The 20,517-nt window shown below is 34.8% G+C and carries 13 protein-coding genes and 1 other annotated feature; of the genes, 6 read left to right on the top strand and 7 right to left on the bottom strand.

Annotation, left to right across the window (positions count from 1 at the left end; all coding sequences use genetic code 11):
- Window positions 1–22: 22 nt before the first annotated feature.
- The 3 genes from IKZ35_05980 to trpB form a co-directional block, all read right to left on the bottom strand.
- Window positions 23–676 (bottom strand): HAD family hydrolase, encoded by a 654-nt coding sequence (locus tag IKZ35_05980; protein ID MBR4893504.1) that lies wholly within the window; start codon window positions 674–676, stop codon window positions 23–25.
- Between the two features lie 282 nt (window positions 677–958).
- Window positions 959–2,158, bottom strand: coding sequence for a coenzyme F420-0:L-glutamate ligase (locus IKZ35_05975; protein ID MBR4893503.1), 1,200 nt, complete (start codon window positions 2,156–2,158; stop codon window positions 959–961).
- 183 nt (window positions 2,159–2,341) lie between these two features.
- Window positions 2,342–3,583, bottom strand: a complete 1,242-nt coding sequence (gene trpB, locus IKZ35_05970; GenBank protein ID MBR4893502.1) for a tryptophan synthase subunit beta — start codon at window positions 3,581–3,583, stop codon at window positions 2,342–2,344.
- Window positions 3,584–3,779: 196 nt separating this feature from the next.
- Between trpB and IKZ35_05965 the strand changes: the two genes are divergently transcribed.
- The 3 genes from IKZ35_05965 (at window position 3,780) to IKZ35_05955 (ending at window position 10,950) form a co-directional block, all read left to right on the top strand.
- Window positions 3,780–6,410 carry a pyruvate, phosphate dikinase gene (locus tag IKZ35_05965; protein MBR4893501.1) on the top strand — a complete coding sequence of 877 codons (2,631 nt, stop codon included), beginning with the start codon at window positions 3,780–3,782 and terminating at the stop codon, window positions 6,408–6,410.
- 383 nt (window positions 6,411–6,793) lie between these two features.
- On the top strand, window positions 6,794–8,770 hold the full coding sequence (locus IKZ35_05960; GenBank protein MBR4893500.1) for a DNA topoisomerase: 1,977 nt from the start codon (window positions 6,794–6,796) through the stop codon (window positions 8,768–8,770).
- Between the two features lie 5 nt (window positions 8,771–8,775).
- A complete protein-coding gene (locus IKZ35_05955; GenBank protein MBR4893499.1) occupies window positions 8,776–10,950 on the top strand; it encodes a topoisomerase IV in 2,175 nt (724 codons plus the stop codon).
- 54 nt (window positions 10,951–11,004) lie between these two features.
- Here the strand turns inward: IKZ35_05955 and IKZ35_05950 are convergent, their stop codons facing one another.
- The 4 genes from IKZ35_05950 to pheS all read right to left on the bottom strand — a co-directional run bounded on the left by IKZ35_05950 (window position 11,005) and on the right by pheS (window position 15,865).
- On the bottom strand, window positions 11,005–12,054 hold the full coding sequence (locus IKZ35_05950; GenBank protein ID MBR4893498.1) for a hydroxyacid dehydrogenase: 1,050 nt from the start codon (window positions 12,052–12,054) through the stop codon (window positions 11,005–11,007).
- A gap of 57 nt (window positions 12,055–12,111) precedes the next feature.
- On the bottom strand, window positions 12,112–12,354 hold the full coding sequence (locus IKZ35_05945) for an IreB family regulatory phosphoprotein (GenBank protein MBR4893497.1): 243 nt from the start codon (window positions 12,352–12,354) through the stop codon (window positions 12,112–12,114).
- Window positions 12,355–12,440: 86 nt separating this feature from the next.
- Window positions 12,441–14,801 carry a phenylalanine--tRNA ligase subunit beta gene (gene pheT / locus IKZ35_05940; GenBank protein MBR4893496.1) on the bottom strand — a complete coding sequence of 787 codons (2,361 nt, stop codon included), beginning with the start codon at window positions 14,799–14,801 and terminating at the stop codon, window positions 12,441–12,443.
- Window positions 14,802–14,812: 11 nt separating this feature from the next.
- Window positions 14,813–15,865 (bottom strand): phenylalanine--tRNA ligase subunit alpha, encoded by a 1,053-nt coding sequence (pheS, locus tag IKZ35_05935; protein ID MBR4893495.1) that lies wholly within the window; start codon window positions 15,863–15,865, stop codon window positions 14,813–14,815.
- Between the two features lie 64 nt (window positions 15,866–15,929).
- Window positions 15,930–16,141, bottom strand: a binding site (T-box leader).
- A gap of 172 nt (window positions 16,142–16,313) precedes the next feature.
- Between pheS and IKZ35_05930 the strand changes: the two genes are divergently transcribed.
- Genes IKZ35_05930 through IKZ35_05920 form a run of 3 tightly spaced genes read left to right on the top strand, consistent with a single transcriptional unit; the run spans window position 16,314 to window position 20,398 of the window.
- Entirely contained in the window at window positions 16,314–16,922 is a 609-nt protein-coding gene (locus tag IKZ35_05930; protein ID MBR4893494.1) for a TetR family transcriptional regulator, read from the top strand.
- Window positions 16,923–16,941: 19 nt separating this feature from the next.
- Window positions 16,942–18,012, top strand: coding sequence for a Gfo/Idh/MocA family oxidoreductase (locus tag IKZ35_05925; protein MBR4893493.1), 1,071 nt, complete (start codon window positions 16,942–16,944; stop codon window positions 18,010–18,012).
- Between the two features lie 16 nt (window positions 18,013–18,028).
- Complete coding sequence (locus IKZ35_05920) at window positions 18,029–20,398, top strand: NAD(P)-binding protein (GenBank protein ID MBR4893492.1); 2,370 nt, start codon at window positions 18,029–18,031, stop codon at window positions 20,396–20,398.
- Window positions 20,399–20,517: the final 119 nt, after the last annotated feature.

Genomic DNA, 20,517 nt, shown 5'->3' with positions numbered 1-20,517 from the left:
ACTTGGCTATTTGATTATAAATTTAATTTAATACTTTAAGAATTGCATCAGGTTTACTTATTATTACATCTGCACCAGAATCGGAGAGTTCTTTAAAGTTTCTAAACCCCCATAAAACGCCCACGGTATAAAGATTTGCATTTTTCCCTGTTTTAATATCGGTTGATGTATCGCCTATAAATATACATTCATAGTCTTTAACATTAAAAAAGTCCATAATTTCATAAACTGACTGAGGGTCAGGCTTAAGAGGTGTATTTTCTCTTTGCCCTAATACAAGGTCAAAAAAATCATTGCCAAATAGTTTTTTGGTTACATCCACTGTTGCAAAGTGGGGTTTGTTTGAAAGTATGGCTATTTTTATGCCTTTTTCTTTTATTTTTTCAAGCGTTTCTTTAAGATATGGGAAAATGGCAGTTTTATATGTAGGGTCCTCATTATAACTTTTCATATAAAAATCATATAGTTTTTTATGTAAATTGGGGGTATATGCCCCAATATCTTCTAACATTCTTAAAGTTAAATTTTTTGCTCCCTCGCCTGTAAAATATTTATATTTGTCTTTTTCAAGTTGGGGTAATCCAAACTTTTCTAAAGATAAGTTTGCGTAATAAGAAATGGTTGAAATAGTATCAAGCACCGTTCCGTCAAGGTCAAAAATCATAAGTTTTATCATTTTTCTTTCCTTTCTGATTAAGTAGACCACTAAATAAAACTAAACAACAATAGAAAAAGTGATATTCTGCATTTTATGCAGAGTGATATTTTTAATAATCTAAAAGTGATATTAAAACCTTTGGTTTTAGTGATATTTTATCCGCCTGTAAACTGACGAAGTCAATATCACTGCAAAGCAATATCACTTACAAAGTAAATATCACTCGCATTAAGGCGAATAAAACTGCCAAGTGTACAAAAAGCACACTTGGCTGTATTTCGGACTTTTTAATTTTAAATATTAGTTTGTGTAGTTATCAAAATATCCCTGAACAAGTACAACAGGTGTTCCCTTATCCCCTGAGCCTGATGTTAAATCACAAAGAGAACCGATAAGGTCAGTAAGCTGACGAGGAGTTGTACCCTGAGACGCCATATTTCCAACCAAGTCGTTATCTTTTGAACGAATACTTTTTGAAATTGCTTCTTTTAGTTCATCTCCTGATAAATCTTTAAAGTCATTATCTGCAAGATATTTAAGTTTAAGTTCGCTTGGTGTACCTATAAGTCCGTCTGTAAATGCAGGAGAAACAACAGGGTCTGCAAGTTCCCATATTTTACCCTGAGGGTCTTTGAAAGCACCGTCTCCATATACCATAACTTCAACGTGTTTTCCTGTTGCATCTTTAATTTTTTCCTGAATGTCTAAAACTAACTGTTTGCATTCCTGAGGGAAAAGTTTAATTGTATCTTCAGTAGACTTGTTTGAGCCAAGTAAACCGTATTTTTCGTTATAACCGCTACCGTCAACTGATGCAGTTAAAATATCATCAAGTCCGCAAACAGTTTTTGCACCGTTTTCTTTTAAAATTCTCTTAGTACGGTTTCTTGAATGGATATCACAGGTTAATACACAGTCGGCATAGTTAAGAATAGTTTTTGCATGGTTGGCAAAAATAATTTCTGCCTCTGCTCCCTCTTCTTCTATTATTCCTTTATAGTATTCAACATAATCAATGCCTGTAAATTCGTGTTTATTTTCTCCGAATAATTCTCTGTATTTTTCTAATGATAATACATCTGAATATGGGTTAATTCCCGCATCGTCTATTTTATCAAGGCTTACTAACCCGTTACCAACCTCGTCTGACGGATAACTTAACATTAAAACAATTTTTTTAGCACCTCTTGCAATACCTCTTAAGCAAATTGCAAAACGGTTTCTTGAAAGTATAGGGAATATAACGCCAACAGTTTCTCCGCCTAATTTTTCTTTAACATCTTTTGCAATATGGTCAATTGAAGCATAATTACCCTGTGAACGCGCAACTATTGATTCAGTTACAGAGATAACATCTTTATCGTTGATTTCAAAGTTTTCATACTCTGCTGCTTCAAGAACGCTTGATGCAACAATTGCTGCAAGGTCGTCCCCCTGTCTTATAATAGGGCATCTTATGCCTCTTGAAACTGTGCCCACTCTTCTTTCAAATGATTTCATTTAATCACATCTTTCTATATAAATTTCAATAATTTACCAAAATTTTTTTGCTATACAATTATAGCACTATTCTGCCCTGATTTCAACAAAAAATTATAATTTTTATTTAATTTTTTATAAAGTTAAATACTGATAAATTTAAAACCCCGTAATACCTAAAGTATAACGAGGTTTTATAAAAAATTATATTTTGTAGTCTAATTTAAACTTTTCTCCGCAACCGTAGTTTTCATAAACATAATCAATGTCTTTATCCCCTCTTCCTGAAAGACAGGCAAGAATTGAGCCTGTTTTATGCTCTTTCGCGTATTTTAGAGCAAATGCAACAGCGTGAGCAGATTCTACTGCAGGGATAATTCCTTCATATCTTGATAGCAGGAAGAATGCTTCCATTGCTTCTTCATCGGTTACTGCTTCATAATGAATTCTGCCTGTATCTTTTAGATAAGCATGTTCAGGGCCAACACCAGGATAGTCAAGACCGCTTGCAATAGAATATACAGGTAAAGGTTCTCCCTGTTCGTCCTGTAGAAGATAACTTTCAAAACCGTGAAGTTTTCCCTTTGTGCCGAATTTCATTGTGGCTGCATGGTCTCCTGCATTTTCCCCTTTTCCAAGAGGCTCAATACCGTAAATTTCTACAGGGTCTGCAAGGAACGGAGTAAACATACCGATAGAATTAGAGCCTCCGCCCACACATGCACATACAGCGTCAGGCATAATACCTGTCATATTTAAAAACTGGTCTCTTGCTTCGTAGCCGATAACAGTCTGGAAATCTCTTACCATCTTAGGAAACGGATGAGGGCCAAGAACAGAGCCGATGCAGTAAATAGCATCTTTATATTCTTTAAGATAAGCATCAAACGCTGCATCTACTGCTTCCTTAAGAGTTTTAAGCCCATGGGTAACAGGGATAACATTTGCTCCGAGCATTTTCATTCTTATAACGTTCGGATGCTGTTTTAAAATGTCTACTTCCCCCATATATATATCACATTTTAAACCAAAGTATGCAGCAGCAGTAGCAAGGGCAACCCCGTGCTGACCTGCACCTGTTTCTGCAATCAGTTTCTTTTTGCCCATAAATTTGGCTAAAAGACCTTCGCCCATACAATGATTAAGTTTGTGAGCGCCTGTATGGTTTAAATCTTCTCTTTTTAAATATATCTGGCAGTTTGAAAAAATCTTTGAAAGCCTTTCGCAGTGATAAACAGGAGTCGGTCTTCCTTGAAATTCTTTTCTTATTCTTCTTAGTTCATTTATAAACTGCGCAGAATGGCAGATAGATTCATAGGCTTCATCTGCTTCTTTAAATGCTGGAATAAGTTCATCAGGCAAAAATGCACCGCCATATTCCCCGAAATATCCGTTTTCATCAGGAAATTCTTTTAAATAGTTTTCAAACTCTCTGTATTTGTTCATAATTATAACTCCTCTTTTCACACTTATATAAAAAGAATAAAAATATTACACTAACATATAATATATACCAAATTTCTTTGATTTTCAAGTGTTTATAGTAATGAAATTCAAAATCTTTTATCTTTTCCTTTACTTAAGGTGCAATTTGTGTTAAAATATGGAAATATTAGATTTTAAACATAGGAGGAAACATATTATGGCAAAAAAATATGTTTATTTGTTTTCCGAAGGTGATGCTTCAATGCGTGAACTTTTGGGAGGAAAGGGTGCTAACCTTGCAGAAATGACCAAAATCGGTCTTCCTGTACCTCAAGGGTTTACAGTTACAACCGAGGCGTGTACTAAATATTATGAAGACGGTAGAGTTATAAATAATGAGATACAGGCAGAAATTATGGAATATATTGACAAGATGGAGGGTATTACCGGAATGAAATTCGGTGATAAGGAAAACCCTTTACTTGTTTCTGTTCGTTCAGGTGCAAGAGCATCTATGCCTGGTATGATGGATACTATTCTAAATCTTGGGCTTAATGAAGAAGTTGTTGAAGTTATGGCTTCAAAAAGCGGTAATCCTCGTTGGGCGTGGGACTGTTACAGAAGATTTATCCAGATGTATTCTGACGTTGTTATGGAAGTCGGAAAGAAATACTTTGAAGAACTCATTGATAAAATGAAAGAAGAAAAAGGTGTTTTGTTAGACGTTGAACTTACTGCCGACGATTTAAAAGACCTTGCAGGTAAATTTAAAGAAGAATATAAAAAGAAAATCGGAAAAGATTTTCCGTCCGACCCTAAAGAACAACTTATGGGCGCTGTTGAAGCAGTTTTTCGTTCATGGGATAATGACAGAGCAAATGTTTACCGTCGTGATAACGATATCCCTTATTCATGGGGTACAGCAGTAAATGTTCAGATGATGGCATTTGGTAATATGGGAGATGACTGCGGAACAGGTGTTGCCTTTACAAGAGACCCTGCTACCGGCGAAAAAGGTCTTATGGGCGAATTTTTAGTTAATGCTCAGGGGGAAGATGTTGTTGCAGGGGTCAGAACTCCTATGCCTATTTGTGAAATGGCTGATAAATTCCCTGAAGCGTTTAAAGAGTTTAATATAGTTTGCGAAACTTTAGAAGACCATTACAGAGATATGCAGGATATGGAATTTACCATTCAGGCAGGAAAATTATATATGCTTCAGACAAGAAACGGTAAAAGAACTGCAAAAGCGGCTCTTAAAATTGCCTGTGATTTAGTAGAAGAGGGAATGATAGATAAAAATGATGCTGTTGCAATGATTGACCCAAGAAACCTTGATACACTTTTACACCCTCAGTTTGATATAAAAGCAATAAAATCTGCAACTCCTATGGGAAAAGGCTTGGGCGCATCTCCTGGTGCTGCGTGTGGTAAGGTTGTATTTACTGCAGAAGATGCTGAAATTTGGAATAATAAAGGCGAAAAGGTTATATTGGTAAGACTTGAAACTTCTCCTGAAGATATAACCGGTATGAAAGCGGCTCAGGGTATCTTAACTGTAAGAGGTGGTATGACATCTCACGCTGCAGTTGTTGCCCGTGGTATGGGAACTTGCTGTGTATCAGGTTGCGGCGATATAATTATGGATGAAGAAAACAAAAAGTTTACTCTATCAGGAAAAACTTATAAAGAGGGAGATTATATCTCAATAGACGGTTCAACAGGTAATATATATGATGGTATTATCCCTACTGTTGACGCAGAAATAGTTGGAGAATTTAAAACTATTATGCAGTGGGCAGACGAAGTAAGAACACTTAAGGTAAGAACAAATGCAGACACACCTTATGATGCTAAAAAAGCAGTTGAACTTGGTGCAGAAGGTATCGGTCTTTGCCGTACAGAGCATATGTTCTTTGAGGCTGACAGAATTGCAGCATTTCGAGAAATGATTTGTGCAGATACTTTGGAAGAAAGAGAACGCTCACTTGAAAAAATTCTTCCTTATCAGCAGGGCGATTTTGAAGAACTTTATAAAGCGTTAAAAGGAAACCCTGTTACAATAAGATTTTTAGACCCGCCTTTACACGAGTTTGTTCCAACTGAAGAAGCAGATATCAAGGCACTTGCCGATGCACAGGGTAAATCTGTTTCAGATATAAAGGCAATTATTGCTTCCCTTCACGAATTTAACCCTATGATGGGGCACCGTGGTTGCAGACTTAGTGTAACATACCCTGAAATTGCAAAAATGCAGACAAAGGCAGTTATCCGTGCTGCAATAAATGTTAAAAAAGAGAATCCTCATTGGGCAGTTAAGCCTGAAATTATGATTCCTTTAACAGGCGAAGTTAAAGAACTTAAATATGTTAAAGATATTGTTGTTGCTACTGCCGATGAAGAAATCAAAAATTCAGGAATTGACCTTTCTTATGAAGTGGGTACAATGATTGAAATTCCAAGAGCGTGTCTTACAGCAGACGAAATCGCAAAAGAAGCAGACTTCTTCTGTTTCGGTACAAACGATTTAACTCAGATGACCTTTGGTTTCTCAAGAGACGATGCAGGTAAGTTCTTAGACGCTTACTATGATAAAAAAATATACGAAAATGACCCGTTTGCCAAACTTGACCAGACAGGCGTTGGTAAACTTATGGAAATGACAATTAAATTAGGAAAGGGAACTAAGCCTGAAATTCACTGTGGTATCTGCGGTGAACACGGTGGCGACCCTGTATCAGTTGAATTTTGTCATAAAATCGGTCTTGACTATGTGTCATGTTCACCATTTAGAGTGCCTATTGCAAGACTTGCGGCAGCACAGGCAGCCCTAAAAGACTCAAAATAATTGGAGATGTTAAAAAAGTCTGGAACGCAAAAAGTAAATAAAATTAAATATTTAAATATTCATAATATATAAGGGTAATTGTAAAAAGGTAAAGATTTTTAAGAAACTTAAAAATCTTTGGAATTGAAAACTTTTTGCTATGAACAAACTTAGCCACTCGCTGTATCTCATACAGCGTCGGGTAACCCAAAGTAAAACTTTGGCTAAGTTTGTCCATTCCAAACATTTTTACCTATCTCCATATGAACGAATAAAGGACTGTTCAAAAAGTATCAACTTTATGAACAGTCTCTTTTTTAAGATGTTAAAAACCCTTGATTTTGTGTTTTAAGTTATGTTATACTACTATATAAGGATATTTTTTAATGTTAACGGAGGAAATTATGGCAAAAGAAGAGTATGGTAATTCCAGTATTTCTGCCTTAAAAGGGGCAGACAGAGTCAGAAAAAGACCTGCAGTTATTTTCGGTTCGGATGATATCGAAGGTTGCAAACATGCTTTTTTTGAAATACTTTCCAATTCAATAGACGAAGCAAGAGAGGGTTACGGAAAAGTAATTGAAGTAAGAAGATATCTTGACCATTCCATTGAGGTTGAAGACCATGGGCGAGGTATACCGGTTGATTACAACCCTGTTGAAGAAAGATTTAACTGGGAACTTGTATTCTGCGAACTTTATGCAGGTGGTAAGTATAACAATACTGACGGGGAAAACTACGAATTTTCTTTAGGTTTAAACGGTCTTGGAAGTTGTGCAACACAGTATTCTTCAAGATATATGGATGTTACTGTTAAAAGGGATAACACTCTTTATACCCTTCATTTTGAAAAGGGCGAAAATATCGGAGGGCTTAAAAAACACGAGCCAAAAGATAAAAAAACAGGAACAATAATAAGATGGCTTCCTGATTTAGATGTATTTACCGATATAAATATTGAACTTGAATATTTTATAACTGTTATGAAAAAACAGGCAGTTGTAAACCCTGGTATAACTTTTAAATTATTTAACGAAAAAGAAGACGGAAGTTTTGAGCAGTTTGATTTTCAATATAAAGACGGGCTTATAGATTATATAAAAGAGATAAACGAAGATAAAGAGTTTACTTCTATTCATTCCATTTCCTGCGAAAGGATGGGGAAAGACAGAAGCGATAAACAGGACTATAAGGTTAAAATGCACTTTGCATTTTGCTTTAATAATCATATCAATCTTTTAGAATATTATCATAACTCAAGTTTCTTAGAGCATGGAGGCTCTCCTGACAAGGCAGTAAGAAATGCTTTTGTTTATGCTATTGATAAACAGATAAAACAGGTTGGCAAATACACAAAGAACGACTCGAAAATTAACTTTAATGATATTGAAGACAGTTTAGTTCTTGTTTCCAACTCTTTTTCCACCTATACTTCATACGCAAATCAGACTAAAAAGGCAATTACCAATAAATTTATTCAGGATGCTATGACCGACTTTTTAAAAGAGCAACTTGAAATTTATTTTGTGGAAAACCCAAAAGAAGCAGAAAAAATAGTTGAGCAGATTCTTATAAATAAAAAGAGTAGAGAACATGCAGAAAAAGCCAAACTTAATATAAAAGGAAAACTTACATCCAAAATAGATATAACAAATAAGGTAAATAAGTTTGTAGACTGCAGAACAAAAGATGTGGAAAAAAGAGAAGTCTACATTGTGGAAGGTGATTCGGCTAAGGGATCTTGCGTTCAGGGAAGAAATGCAGAGTTTCAGGCTATAATGCCTATTCGAGGTAAGATTTTAAACTGCTTAAAAGCCGAATATGACAAGATTTTTAAAAGCGAAATTATAACCGACTTAATGAGAGTATTAGGATGCGGAGTTGAAATAAATCTTAAGCATACAAAAGACTTATCTGCTTTTGACATTGATAAACTAAGATGGGACAAGATTATAATATGTACCGATGCCGATGTTGACGGATTCCAGATAAGAACTCTTATTTTAACTATGATTTATCGTCTTGCACCAACATTGATAGAAAAGGGAAAGGTGTATATTGCAGAGTCCCCTCTTTTTGAGATTACATCAGGCAAGGACACATTTTTTGCCTATAACGAAAGAGAAAAGAATGAGATTATAGATAAAATCGAAGGCAAATATACCATCCAGCGTTCTAAAGGGCTGGGCGAAAATGACCCTGAGATGATGTGGAAAACCACAATGAACCCTGAAACAAGGCGTCTTATAAAAGTTATGCCTGACGATGCAAAAACTACTCAGGAAATGTTTGAACTTCTTTTAGGAGATAATATTCAAGGAAGGAAGGATTATATCAGAGATTTCGGTATGGACTATATGGAATATCTTGATATCAGTTAATAAGTATGAATTATACTCAAAAATCTATTGTATCAACACTTAAAACAAATTATATGCCATATGCAATGAGCGTTATTATTTCCCGTGCAATTCCTGAGATTGACGGTTTTAAACCTTCCCACAGAAAACTTTTATACACAATGTATAAAATGGGTCTTTTAAAAGGTACAAAAACAAAGTCTGCAAACATTGTAGGGCAGACTATGAAGTTAAATCCGCATGGGGATATGGCAATTTATGAAACTATGGTGCGTCTAACCCGAGGTAATGAAACCCTGCTTCATCCTTTGGTTGAATCAAAGGGGAACTTTGGTAAAGTTTACTCAAGGGATATGGCGTTTGCTGCACCCCGTTATACCGAAGCAAAACTTGAACCGATCTGTGCAGAAATTTTTAAAAACATAGATAAAGATACCATTGATTTTACAGATAATTATGACGGAACAATGAAAGAGCCGGTTTTACTTCCTGTTACTTTCCCGACTGTTTTGGTTAATGCAAATCAGGGTATTGCAGTAGGTATGGCGTCTAACATTTCAAGTTTTAATCTATCCGAAGTGTGTGATGCAGTTATTAATTACCTTAAAAATCCTGACTGCGATATTTTGGAATATATAAAAGCCCCTGACTTTTCTACAGGAGGGTATATTATATATGAAAAAGAGCAGATGGAAGAAATTTTAAGAACAGGCAGAGGCAGTTTTAAACTAAGAGCAAAATACCAGTATGATAAGAAGAATAATATAATAGAAGTAACCGAAATTCCTTACACAACAAGCATTGAAATAATAATGGAAAAAATAATCGAACTTGTTAAGGCAGGTAAGATTAAAGAGATAAACGATGTAAGGGATGAAACGGACATCAAGGGTTTAAAACTTGCTATTGATATTAAAAAATCAACCGACCCTGATGCACTTATGCTAAAATTATTTAAAATGACACCGCTTGAAGACAGTTTCCCTTGTAACTTTAACATTTTGGTTAACGAAATGCCTCAGGTGTTAGGTGTTAAAGAGATAATCGAAGCGTGGAGCGATTTTAGAATTTCGTGCGTAAAACGCCAGACAAGATATGAAATAGGCGTTAAAAGTGAAAGGCTGCATCTTTTAAACGGTATGAAGAAAATTCTTCTTGATATTGATAAAGCAGTTGATATAGTAAGAAACACAGAAGACGACAATCAGGTTGTTGAAAACCTTATGAAAGGGTTTAGTATTGATAAGGTTCAGGCAGAATATGTTGCAGAAATAAAATTAAGAAACCTTAATAAAAACTATATCTTAACCCGTCTTGCCGATATAGATGTACTAAAGAGGGAACTTGAAGAATTAAACGAACTTTTAGGCGATATTAAGTTAATTAAAAAACTTATAATAGGCGAACTTACCGAGATTAAGAAAAAATACGGTATGGAAAGAAAAAGCCAGATACTTTCGTCTGACAGTGTGGAAACATATTCTAAGGAAGAAGCAGTAGAAGACTATAACTTAAAGATTTATCTTACCAAAGAGGGCTATTTAAAGAAAATTCCTTTGGTATCCCTTCGTGCAGGAGGAGAGCATAAGTTAAAGGAAAATGACAAGGTAATAAAAGAGTTTGACGAAACAAATGTTGGCGAACTTATTGTTTTTTCATCCAAAGCAAATGTATATAAACTTAAGATTTCCACTATTCCTGACTGTAAGTTAAGCCAGATGGGCGAATATCTAAAGAGCGTTTTAGAATGTGAAGCAGACGAAGAAATTATAGATGTTTTCCCAAGTTATAAATATAAAGGAATGTTTTTATTTGCCTTTGAAAACGGAAAAATTGCAAAAATTCCACTTGAGTCTTACGAAACAAAGGCAAACCGTAAAAAACTTATCAATAGTTTCAGCTTAAAAGATAAACTTTGTAAGATTATTTATTTAAGTGAAGACTGCGATATGGTAATGTACTCAAACATAGGAAAAATTTTGGTATTTAACAGTTTAAGTATAAGCCCTAAAGCAACAAGGAACTCTGCAGGGGTTAATGTTATGACTCTTAAAAAAGGAGCAAAACTAAAGCGAATTGTAGAACTTTCAAAAACAAGGCTTAAAGAGCCTGATTATTACAGAACAAAAAATATTCCTGCTGTTGGATGTTTCCAGAAAAGCGAAGAAACACAGATAAGCCTTTTTGGAACTGATGAATAATATTAAAAGACCCCTGAAATGATTCAAGTCATTTCAGGGGTTTTAAATATTTCTTTAGATTGTCATATTGATAGCACGTTCTTTAGGAATTTCACTCTTAAGAGGTTTACCGTCTTTTAAGTAACCGTAGATTTCGTCAAGAATGTCATTTGCTATCCATCTGTATCTGTCAGTAGTAGGACCGCCCTGATGAGGAACAACGATAACATTGTCAAGGTCATAAAGCCCACCTGGAACGTATGGATGAGGTTCTTCCCAGAACACGTCAAGCACTGCTTTAAATCTGCCTGTTTTAAGTTCTTCTATCATAGCAGGTTCGTCTATAACCTTACCTCTTGCAGTATTGATTAAAAGTGCATCTTTTTTAATCATCTGTAAAAGTTCTTTTGAAATCATATTTTCAGTATGTTTATTCCATGCTGTATGTATAGAAATAATATCGCATGTAGAGAAGATTTCTTCTAAACTTGCTCTTTCCATATTATACTGTTTAAGTTTTTCGTCTGAAATTGCTCTTGAATAAACTTTTATTTTACAGTGGAAAGGCTGAAGCATTCTTGCAAGATGCTCTGCAATAGCACCAAAACTAACAAGACCGATTGTTCTGTCCATAACCCCTCTTCTTTCAGGAGTTTGTCTAACTATTGCCCAACCTTCGTCTTTATGTTCGTCTAATATTTTAACTATTGAGTCTAATCCTCTTAAACTCATCATCATATAAGCCAATGCACCCTCTGCAACAGATTCGGAGAAGTGAGTGTCATTTGCGCCTATAACTTTAATGCCTCTGTCATAAACATCTTCTGTAACTTGTCTTGCAACTGAACCTGCAAGATGAGCAATTATTTTTAGTTTTGGAGCATTGTCAAGAATTTCTTTTGTAAACTGGTTACTTCCCCAGCATGTAATAACAGCATCAACATCTTTAACTTTTTCAATAAGTTCTTCAGTAGTAAACTGACGGCCTGTTTCGTTCCAGATTACTTCATCAAACATACTCTCAACTTTTTTGATATTTTCTTCGCCGAAGAATACAAATTCAGGATTTGTATTTCCCCTGGTATTGGTCATAGATTCTTTTGTTGAACATATTAAAACTTTCATTTAAAACACAACCTTTTCTTCTTATTAAATATACAAAGTATCTTAAAAATTTTTAAATTATTCTTCACCTAAATAATTCTTGATTAAAACTTCCAATATTTCATCTCTTTCCAATGAACTTATAAGAACTCTGGAATTATTATGACTGGTAATATAAGTAGGGTCTCCCGAAATTAAATATCCGGTAAACTGGCTGATAGGGTTATACCCCTTTTCTTTCAAGGCGTTAAAAACCGTATCAATAATATATCTTGGGTCTTTTTCTTCTTTGTAATTAGGAATTAACCTTGTTTCACTCATAATAAGCCCTCCTTTTTTACTTATAATATATCATTTATAATGCTATTTCAATAGTTTTAGAATAATTATCAAAAATATTTTTTACTTTAAGATTTAAGCTCTATTCCCTCTTTGGCAAGGTCATTTATTATAGAGTTTGCAATTTCCATAACTTCTTCTCTTGTAAGAGTTCTTTCGCTGTGTGAAAACAGTATTCTTACAGTTATAGATTTTCCGTTTTCGTCTATATAAGTATCGGTTACCTTTACATTTTTAATAAGCGGACAAGCCTGTTTTTCTATTGCTTTTCCAATAGGTTCATACTTATCTGTAATAAATGAAAGGTCAATTTCCATTTCAGGGAAACGGGATGGTTCACTGTATGAAATACTTAAATTATCAAGTTTTGCAAATTCTTCCACATCAATTTCAAAAAATACAATGGAAGCCTTTTTATCAATCTTCTTAGAAACAGTAGGATGAACAATTCCCATCTTTCCAAGCCTTATATCGTTAACATAAATTCCGTTAAGGTTTTTAATGTGTTCGAAAGAATGTGTTGCTTCTTCCTTTTTAAATACAACCTGCTGATGTTTAATTTCGTCGCATAACAGAGCAACTATATCTCTTAATTTAAGGTAAAGAGTGGTAATATCGCTTTCTTTTGAGAAAAGAGTAACTGCAAGTTTCTTCTTTTCTATGCACATATTATCTTTATCAAGCCCTTCAATAACCCTGCCTATTTCAAATACGCCGAATTCCGGTAAAAAGCCTGTATTGTATTTAATCTGGCAAAGTTGAGTAGGAATAATGGAATTTCTGATTGTTTCAATGTTAGGGTTAGTGGCATTTAAAAGTTTTATGTTGTCTTCTACTTCAATGCCTAACGCCTTATATTCGTCATTATATGTCCAGATATAAGAATGAAGTTCATGAAGAGAATATTTTTTAACTAAAATATCCTTGATATTGTCTTCATCCTTTTTCTCAATATCTTCTCTTACAGGATATAAAGGTGATTTTGCAGTATTTATATCAAAATTATCATAACCGTAAATTCTTGTAATTTCTTCTATAATATCTGCCTTCATTGTAACATCTTTTGTGGCTCTGAAACTTGGAACAGATACTCTAAATTTATCATTTTCACATTCTGCCTTAAAGCCTAAAGATTTAAGAGTATTTAAAATTGTTTCATTTGAAATTTCGATACCTGTGTATTTATCAACAAATGCTTTATCAAATTCAAGGTTGATTTCGTCATATTTTTTAGCATACTCGTCAGTAAGAGATGATACAACTTTAACCTGAGGGTCAATTTTAAGAAGTAAATCTAAAAATCTTCCGATTGCAGGAACTGTCATTTCAGGGTCAAGGCTCTTTTCATATCTCATTGACGCATCAGTTCTGTGAGCAAGGCGAACGGTAGATTTTCTTACTGATACTGAATCAAAAGTTGCAGATTCTAAAGTAAGGCGTGTAGTATCTTCAACTATTTCGGACTCTAACCCTCCCATAATACCTGCAATGGCAACAGGAGTGTTATCGTTGCAAATCATAAGAGTATTTTCGTCAATATTTCTTTCAACTTCGTCTAAAGTTTTAAAAGTAAACGGTTTGTCAAACTTTTTAATTCTTATTTTTTCAACTTTTCTTGAGTCAAATGCGTGCATAGGCTGACCCATTTCAAGCATCATATAGTTTGTAAGGTCGGCAAGAAGATTTATTGATCTTTGACCGCAATAGAAAAGTCTTATTCTCATATTAACAGGGGATACATTTTTTGTAATGTTTTCAACCTGAATACAGGAATATCTTAAACATAGAGGGTCTTCAATCTTCATATCCACTTTTGGAAGATTATTATACAAAGATAAGTCAACACTTGGCAGTGGCTTTAACTCTCTTCCTGAAAGAGCAGCAAATTCTCTTGCTATACCGTAATGCCCCCAAAGGTCAGGACGGTTGGTTAAAGATTTATTGTCAACTTCAAAAACAATATCTTCTATTTCGTAAATATCTTTTAAGTCTGTACCGTTTTTAAATTCTATTGGAAGGTCCATAATACCACTGTTATCGTCAGACATTCCAAGCTCTTTTTCAGAACAGCACATTCCGTATGATGTGTAACCTGCAAGAGCGCGTGGAGCAATTTCTATTTCCCCTATTTTTGCGCCTACTTTTGCAAAAGCAGTTTTCATACCCACTCTGACATTAGGAGCACCGCAAACAACATCGGTAAGCGCACCGTCTCCTGCATCAACTTTTAAAAGATGAAGTTTTTTTGAATCCGGGTGGTCGTTTACTTCTTTGATTTCGGCAACAACTATGCCTGAAATATCACTGCCTTTAAAAAATATTTCGTTTTCAACTTCTGCAGTAGAAAGAGAAAACTGATTTATAAGTTTTAATTTATCAAGACCTTCTAAGTCAACAAAGTCTGATATCCAATTCATTGATAATAACATTAGCCTACCTCCTATTCGTCAAATGTAAACTGGGATAATGATTTTAAGTTTCCGCTGTTTAAATCTCTTATATCTTTTACCCCGTATTTCATCATTGCAAGTCTGGTTAAACCAAGACCGAAAGCAAAGCCTGTGTATTCTTCAGGGTCAATTCCCCCTGCCTTTAACACTTCAGGGTGAATCATACCGCAAGGGCAAAGTTCAAGCCAGCCTGAGTGCTTACAAGAAGGGCATCCTTCCCCGCCACAGATAAGACAACTTATATCAAGTTCAAAGCCAGGTTCAACGAATGGGAAAAAGCCTGGTCTTAATCTTACTTTTATATCCTTTTTAAAAACTTCGGATAACATTCTCTTCATAAAGAAGATAAGGTTGGAAATAGATATATCTTTATCCACCATTACCCCTTCCATCTGGAAGAAGGTGTTTTCATGACAAGCATCTGTTGCTTCGTTTCTGAAGCATCTTCCTGGGAATATTGCTTTAATTGGCATCCCCTCGTTAAATAATGCATCCTTATATTTTTTGTAAATTGCATTCTGAGCAGCAGATGTCTGAGATTTTAATAACTGACCGTTGGTTAAATAATAAGTATCCTGCATATCTCTTGCGGGATGATGTTTTGGAATATTTAGTGATTCAAAACATTCATAGTCGGTAACAACCTCGCTGTAATCTTCAACATTAAAGCCCATAGACTTAAATATTTTTTCCAACTCTCTTTGAACTAATGTAATAGGATGATAAGACCCTCTTTTTAAATCAAGTGGAACAGAAACATCAATTTCAGGCATTTTTTCAAGTTCTGCCTTGATTTCTGCTTCTTTAAGGTCGTTTATTTTCTTAAAGATAAGTTCCCCTGCTTCATTTTTAAGTTCGTTAACCTTTCCCCCAAAGTCTTTCTTTTCTTCGATGGATAAGTCTTTCATTCCTTTTAAAAGCCCTGTAATGAGACCGTTTTTACCAAGAAATTCAACTCTTATGTTTTCTATCTCGGCCATATCGGATACAACTAAAAGTTTTGAAATCAGATTTTCTCTTAATTCGCTGACTTTGTTAATCATTTTTAAAATTCCTTTCTTAAATATCTCATAATTTTAAGATTATATAAAAAAATACCCGCCCCAACAAAGGGACGAGCATATTAAACCCGCGGTACCACCCAATTTTCAATAAAAATTGACGCTTACTTCTTTAACGCAGAATTTACGCCCCATCATTTCCTATGGAGAACTCTTTAAGCGAACTTCAACTTAAAAAAATACAAAAAATGCTTTCAGCCAACGGCATTTTCTCTCTGATGCTTTTTATAAGCCTACTTTCTTAAATACAAACGTTTCAATATTATTCCTATATATTATAGCATATAATTTAAAAAATGCAAGGCTTATTTTACCTTGAAATTAAGGGTGCCATTTTTAAATTTTTCTATTGACAAAAAAATTTTTTGGTGCTACAATGTAACCAAATAGTTACTGTGGAGAATTCTGTTTGAAGTCTGGTGGTGATAAAATGGAGAGCGAAACTAATAAAAACACCAACAAAGACCTTGTTTTAAAAGCAGGAGAAGAGGTTTTTTCAAAGAAAGGTCTCTTTGGGGCAAGAGTAGATGAAATTGCCGCTTTGTCAGGTGTTAACAAAAGGCTTATTTACAAAGAATTTTCTTCAAAGGAAGAACTATATAAAGCAGTTCTTCACAAGGCATATAAAAAGATGACAAATGCAGAAAGTAAAATTTTTGCGCCTTATAAAACCTGTGAAGAGGCTATCGGAAATGTTATTAAAATGTATTTTGAGTTTTTAAATAACAATCCGTCATATGTCAAACTTATTTTGTGGGAAAATCTTAATGAGGGTAAATATATTAAAGAAATGGATTTATCCGATATTAAAACAAAGGTTATAGACTATATGTATTCAGTTCTTTCGGAGGGGAAACAAAAAGGCGAGTTTAAAGAAGATACTGATGAAAATCAGGTTGTGTTTTCCATTATGACATTTACCTTTTCTTATTTTTCAAACAGGCACACTATGTCAAACTTTTTAAAAGAGGATATTGACTTTTTAAAAAGGGTTGAAGATGTTACGGAAATGATATTATCTAAAATAAAAAATAATTAATTATCGGAGGATTTAAGTTATGGCAAACAAAGTAAAAGTTTTAGTTGTTGGGGCAGCATTCAGCGCAGACTTACATATGGACGGATATGCAAGATGTACAGATGTTGCAAAAATCGTTGCTATTTGTGATAAAGCAACCGAAAGAGCAAACGATATTATTAAAAGATACGGTCTTGAAGATGTAGAAGTTTATGATGATGCTTATAAAGCAATCGATTCTGTTGACTGTGATGTGGTTGACATTTGCTTACCTAACTTTTTACATCATGACATCGCTGTTTATGCTTTCTCAAAAGGTAAAAATGTTATTACAGAAAAACCTATTGCAACAACATTGGAAGATGCTAAAGAAATGTTAGAAGCAGCAGAAAAAGCAGGTAAAAAATTATACTATGCTGAAGACTGGCTTTTCGCTCCTGCACTTAACAAAGCATTAGAACTTGTTAAAGAAGGCGCAATCGGCGAACAGACATATGTAAGAGCAAGAGAATGCCACTGTGGTTCTCACTCTCCATTCGCTCAGAAAATTCAGTTCTGCGGCGGCGGAAGTATGATTCACTTAGGATGTCATCCAATCGGATTTATGCTTGCTATGAAAAACAATGAATGGACAGAACTTGTTGCTATGACATCAGGCGGTTTGGAAAACAATATGTGGCATAAATCTATGGAAGGCGAAGACTGGGCTGCTGTTATGATTAAATTCAAAGACGGTACAAGTGCTTTGCTTGAAGCAAACTACTTAGCATGTGGTGGTATGGAAGACAGTATTGAAATTTATGGTAAAGAAGGTAAAATGGCAGTTGACTTAACCTTCTCTTCTCCAATTCAGTTATACTCTATCCCTGGCGCTAACTACACAGTTGAAAAAGCAGAAGTTACAACAGGCTGGTCAAGACCTGCAGTTGACGAAAAATATAACTTAGGTTATATCGGAGAAATCAGACACTTTATGGAATGTGTAAGAGACAACAAAGACGCAAAAGTTGGTTTAAGAGGCGTTGACGGTCTTGAAATATTAAAGGTTGTTAATTACATTTATAAATCTGCTAAAGAAGGAATTAAAATTGTAAATCCTGATTTAAAATAATTAAGGGGTGTAAATTATGTTAAATGATATCAGAATTCCTGTTACCGTTGGCGGTGTGGAATTTAAAAATCCGTTTTTTGTTGCATCAGGTCCTACAACAAAATCTGTTGCACAACTTAAAAGAATAGAAGAAACAGGCTGGGCGGCTGCAAGTATCAAACTTTCTATTGACCCTGCACCGTATATCAACCGTAAACCTCGTTATGCAATGTTCAAAGAAACTAATGCACTTGCATTTACAGCAGAAAAAAGACTTACCTTTGAACAGGGGTTGGAACTTGTAAGAGAATCTAAAAAAGTATTAACAGACCTTAAACTTTTTGCAAACATCACATATGCAGGCGATGCAGGGGTTTCAGGCTGGGTTAATATGGCTAAAAAATTTGAAGAAGCAGGGGCAGACATTATCGAGCTTAATATGTGTTGCCCTAATATGTCTTATAATGTTAGTTTAACAAGTGGCGGAGGTAAATCTGCTGCAAAACAGACAGGCGCAAGTTTAGGTCAGCAAGGGGACGCAGTTGCCGAAATCGTTCGTGAAATCAAAAAGGTAATTTCTATTCCTTTATTTGTAAAACTAACTCCTGAAGGCGGACAGATTGCAACAATCGCTGCTGCATTATACGAAGCAGGGGCAGATGCAGTCGGTGGTACAGGTAACAGACTTGGTATTCCTGATTTAGACTTAGACCATCCTGAAAAGGCTATATATCATCTTCAGGACGAAGCAAGTATGAGTTGTTACTGCGGTAACTGGTTAAAACCACTTGCTCAAAGAGATACATACGAAATAAGAAAAGTTAACGGTAACGGTCCTAAAATTATGGCTGCAGGTGGTATCACAAACTGGAAAGACGCAGTTGAAATGGTACTTTGTGGTGGTAACTTACTTGGTATTTGTGCTGAAACTCTAATCAGTGGATTTGACATTGTTCGTCCTATGATTAAAGGTATGAAAGACTATATGGACAAACACGGATATAAAACTATTGATGATTTCTGTGGAAAAATTGTTCCTGAACTTAAAACTGCACCTGAACTTACTATTTATGACGGTTATGCTCAGATTATAAATCCTAACCTTGCAGGTCCTTGTAAAGCGGCTTGTCCTCTTCATGTTCCTGTTCAGGCTTATGTTTCAAAAATTGCTAAAGGCGAATTTAAGGAAGCCTACGACCTTATAATCTCCAAAGGTGCTCTTCAGGGTGCTTGTGCATATGTTTGTGCTCATCCTTGTGAAGATGCTTGTGTAAGAGGAGAAGGCGGCGAACCTGTTAAAATCCGTGAACTTAAAAAATTCGTTCTCCAAATGGCTAAAAAAGAAGGCTGGGATAAAAAAGAAGAAACAATCCCTGCAAACGGTAAAAAAGTTGCTGTATTAGGCTCAGGCCCTATGGGACTTTCTGCTGCATGTGATCTTTCAAGAGCAGGATATGATGTAACAGTATTTGAAAAACAGGCTGTTATCGGTGGCTCTTTAAATACTATGGTTGCAAGTGGAAGACTTCCTGAATGTGTATTAAATGAAATAATTGACGACCTTAAAAATAAAGGCGTTAAATTTGAAGTTAATTCAAAAGATGATGTTTCAAACGGTTTTGATGCTGTTGTTAATGGATTTTTACCTAATGAAGTTAAAATAAATGAAAATGTTAAATGCGGATATGGTCTTCTTATGGGTGAAGATACAGTTGTTAATGGAAAAAACATTGTTATTTCAGGCAAAGGCGAAAATGCTTTTGATTTAGCATTATACGCTGTATCTAACGGTGCTGCTTCTGTTGTTATCGCAGGTAGCGGTATGGTAGAAGGCAGAGGAATCGTTAAAGAACTAATTAGTGAAGTAAAAGCCAAAGGCGTTAAATTTGCCAACAATCTTGAATTTGTATCATTTGATGGTAAAGTTGCAACATTTAAAGGCTCAGTCGGAGAAACTGTTACAATTAATTGCGACGAAGTTTATAACGGAGATGCATGGAGCAAAAATGCAACAATAGTTGCTGCTTGTGCAAAAGGTGTTAACGAAGCAGCAAGAGTTGATAAAGAACTAATGGGAGATAAAGCAGTACTTACAGGTGTTGAAAGTGTTACTCCTGTTAAGAAAGAAAACGTACTTAAGAGAAACGGTTACCTTGGCGATACCAAGAAAGCAGAATCAGTAATCGAAACTTGTGAAGATGCTATAAAAGAAGCAAGCCGTTGCTTAAAATGCGGTTGTGGAGAAGGATGCCAACTATGTAAAACAATTTGCAGTGAGTTTGCAATTTACAACCCTAAAAAAGATAAAATAGAAATCCACGGTGATGAATGTGTTGCCTGTGGTATGTGCTTTAACAGATGTCCTAACAAGAATATAGAAATGGTAAATACAGGAGTTAAAGTATAATAAAACATTTATGAAAGCAGGCTGATGCCTGCTTTTATTGTCTTTAAAAAATTTTGAAAATAAAAAATAAAAAACTCTTTTCTTTTTAAAATCTATGTGATATAATTACAGTAGAATTT

The organism is Clostridia bacterium (genome assembly GCA_017554615.1).
Lineage (GTDB): Bacteria > Bacillota > Clostridia > UMGS1840 > HGM11507 > SIG450.
This window is presented reverse-complemented; position numbering and strand designations above follow the sequence as displayed.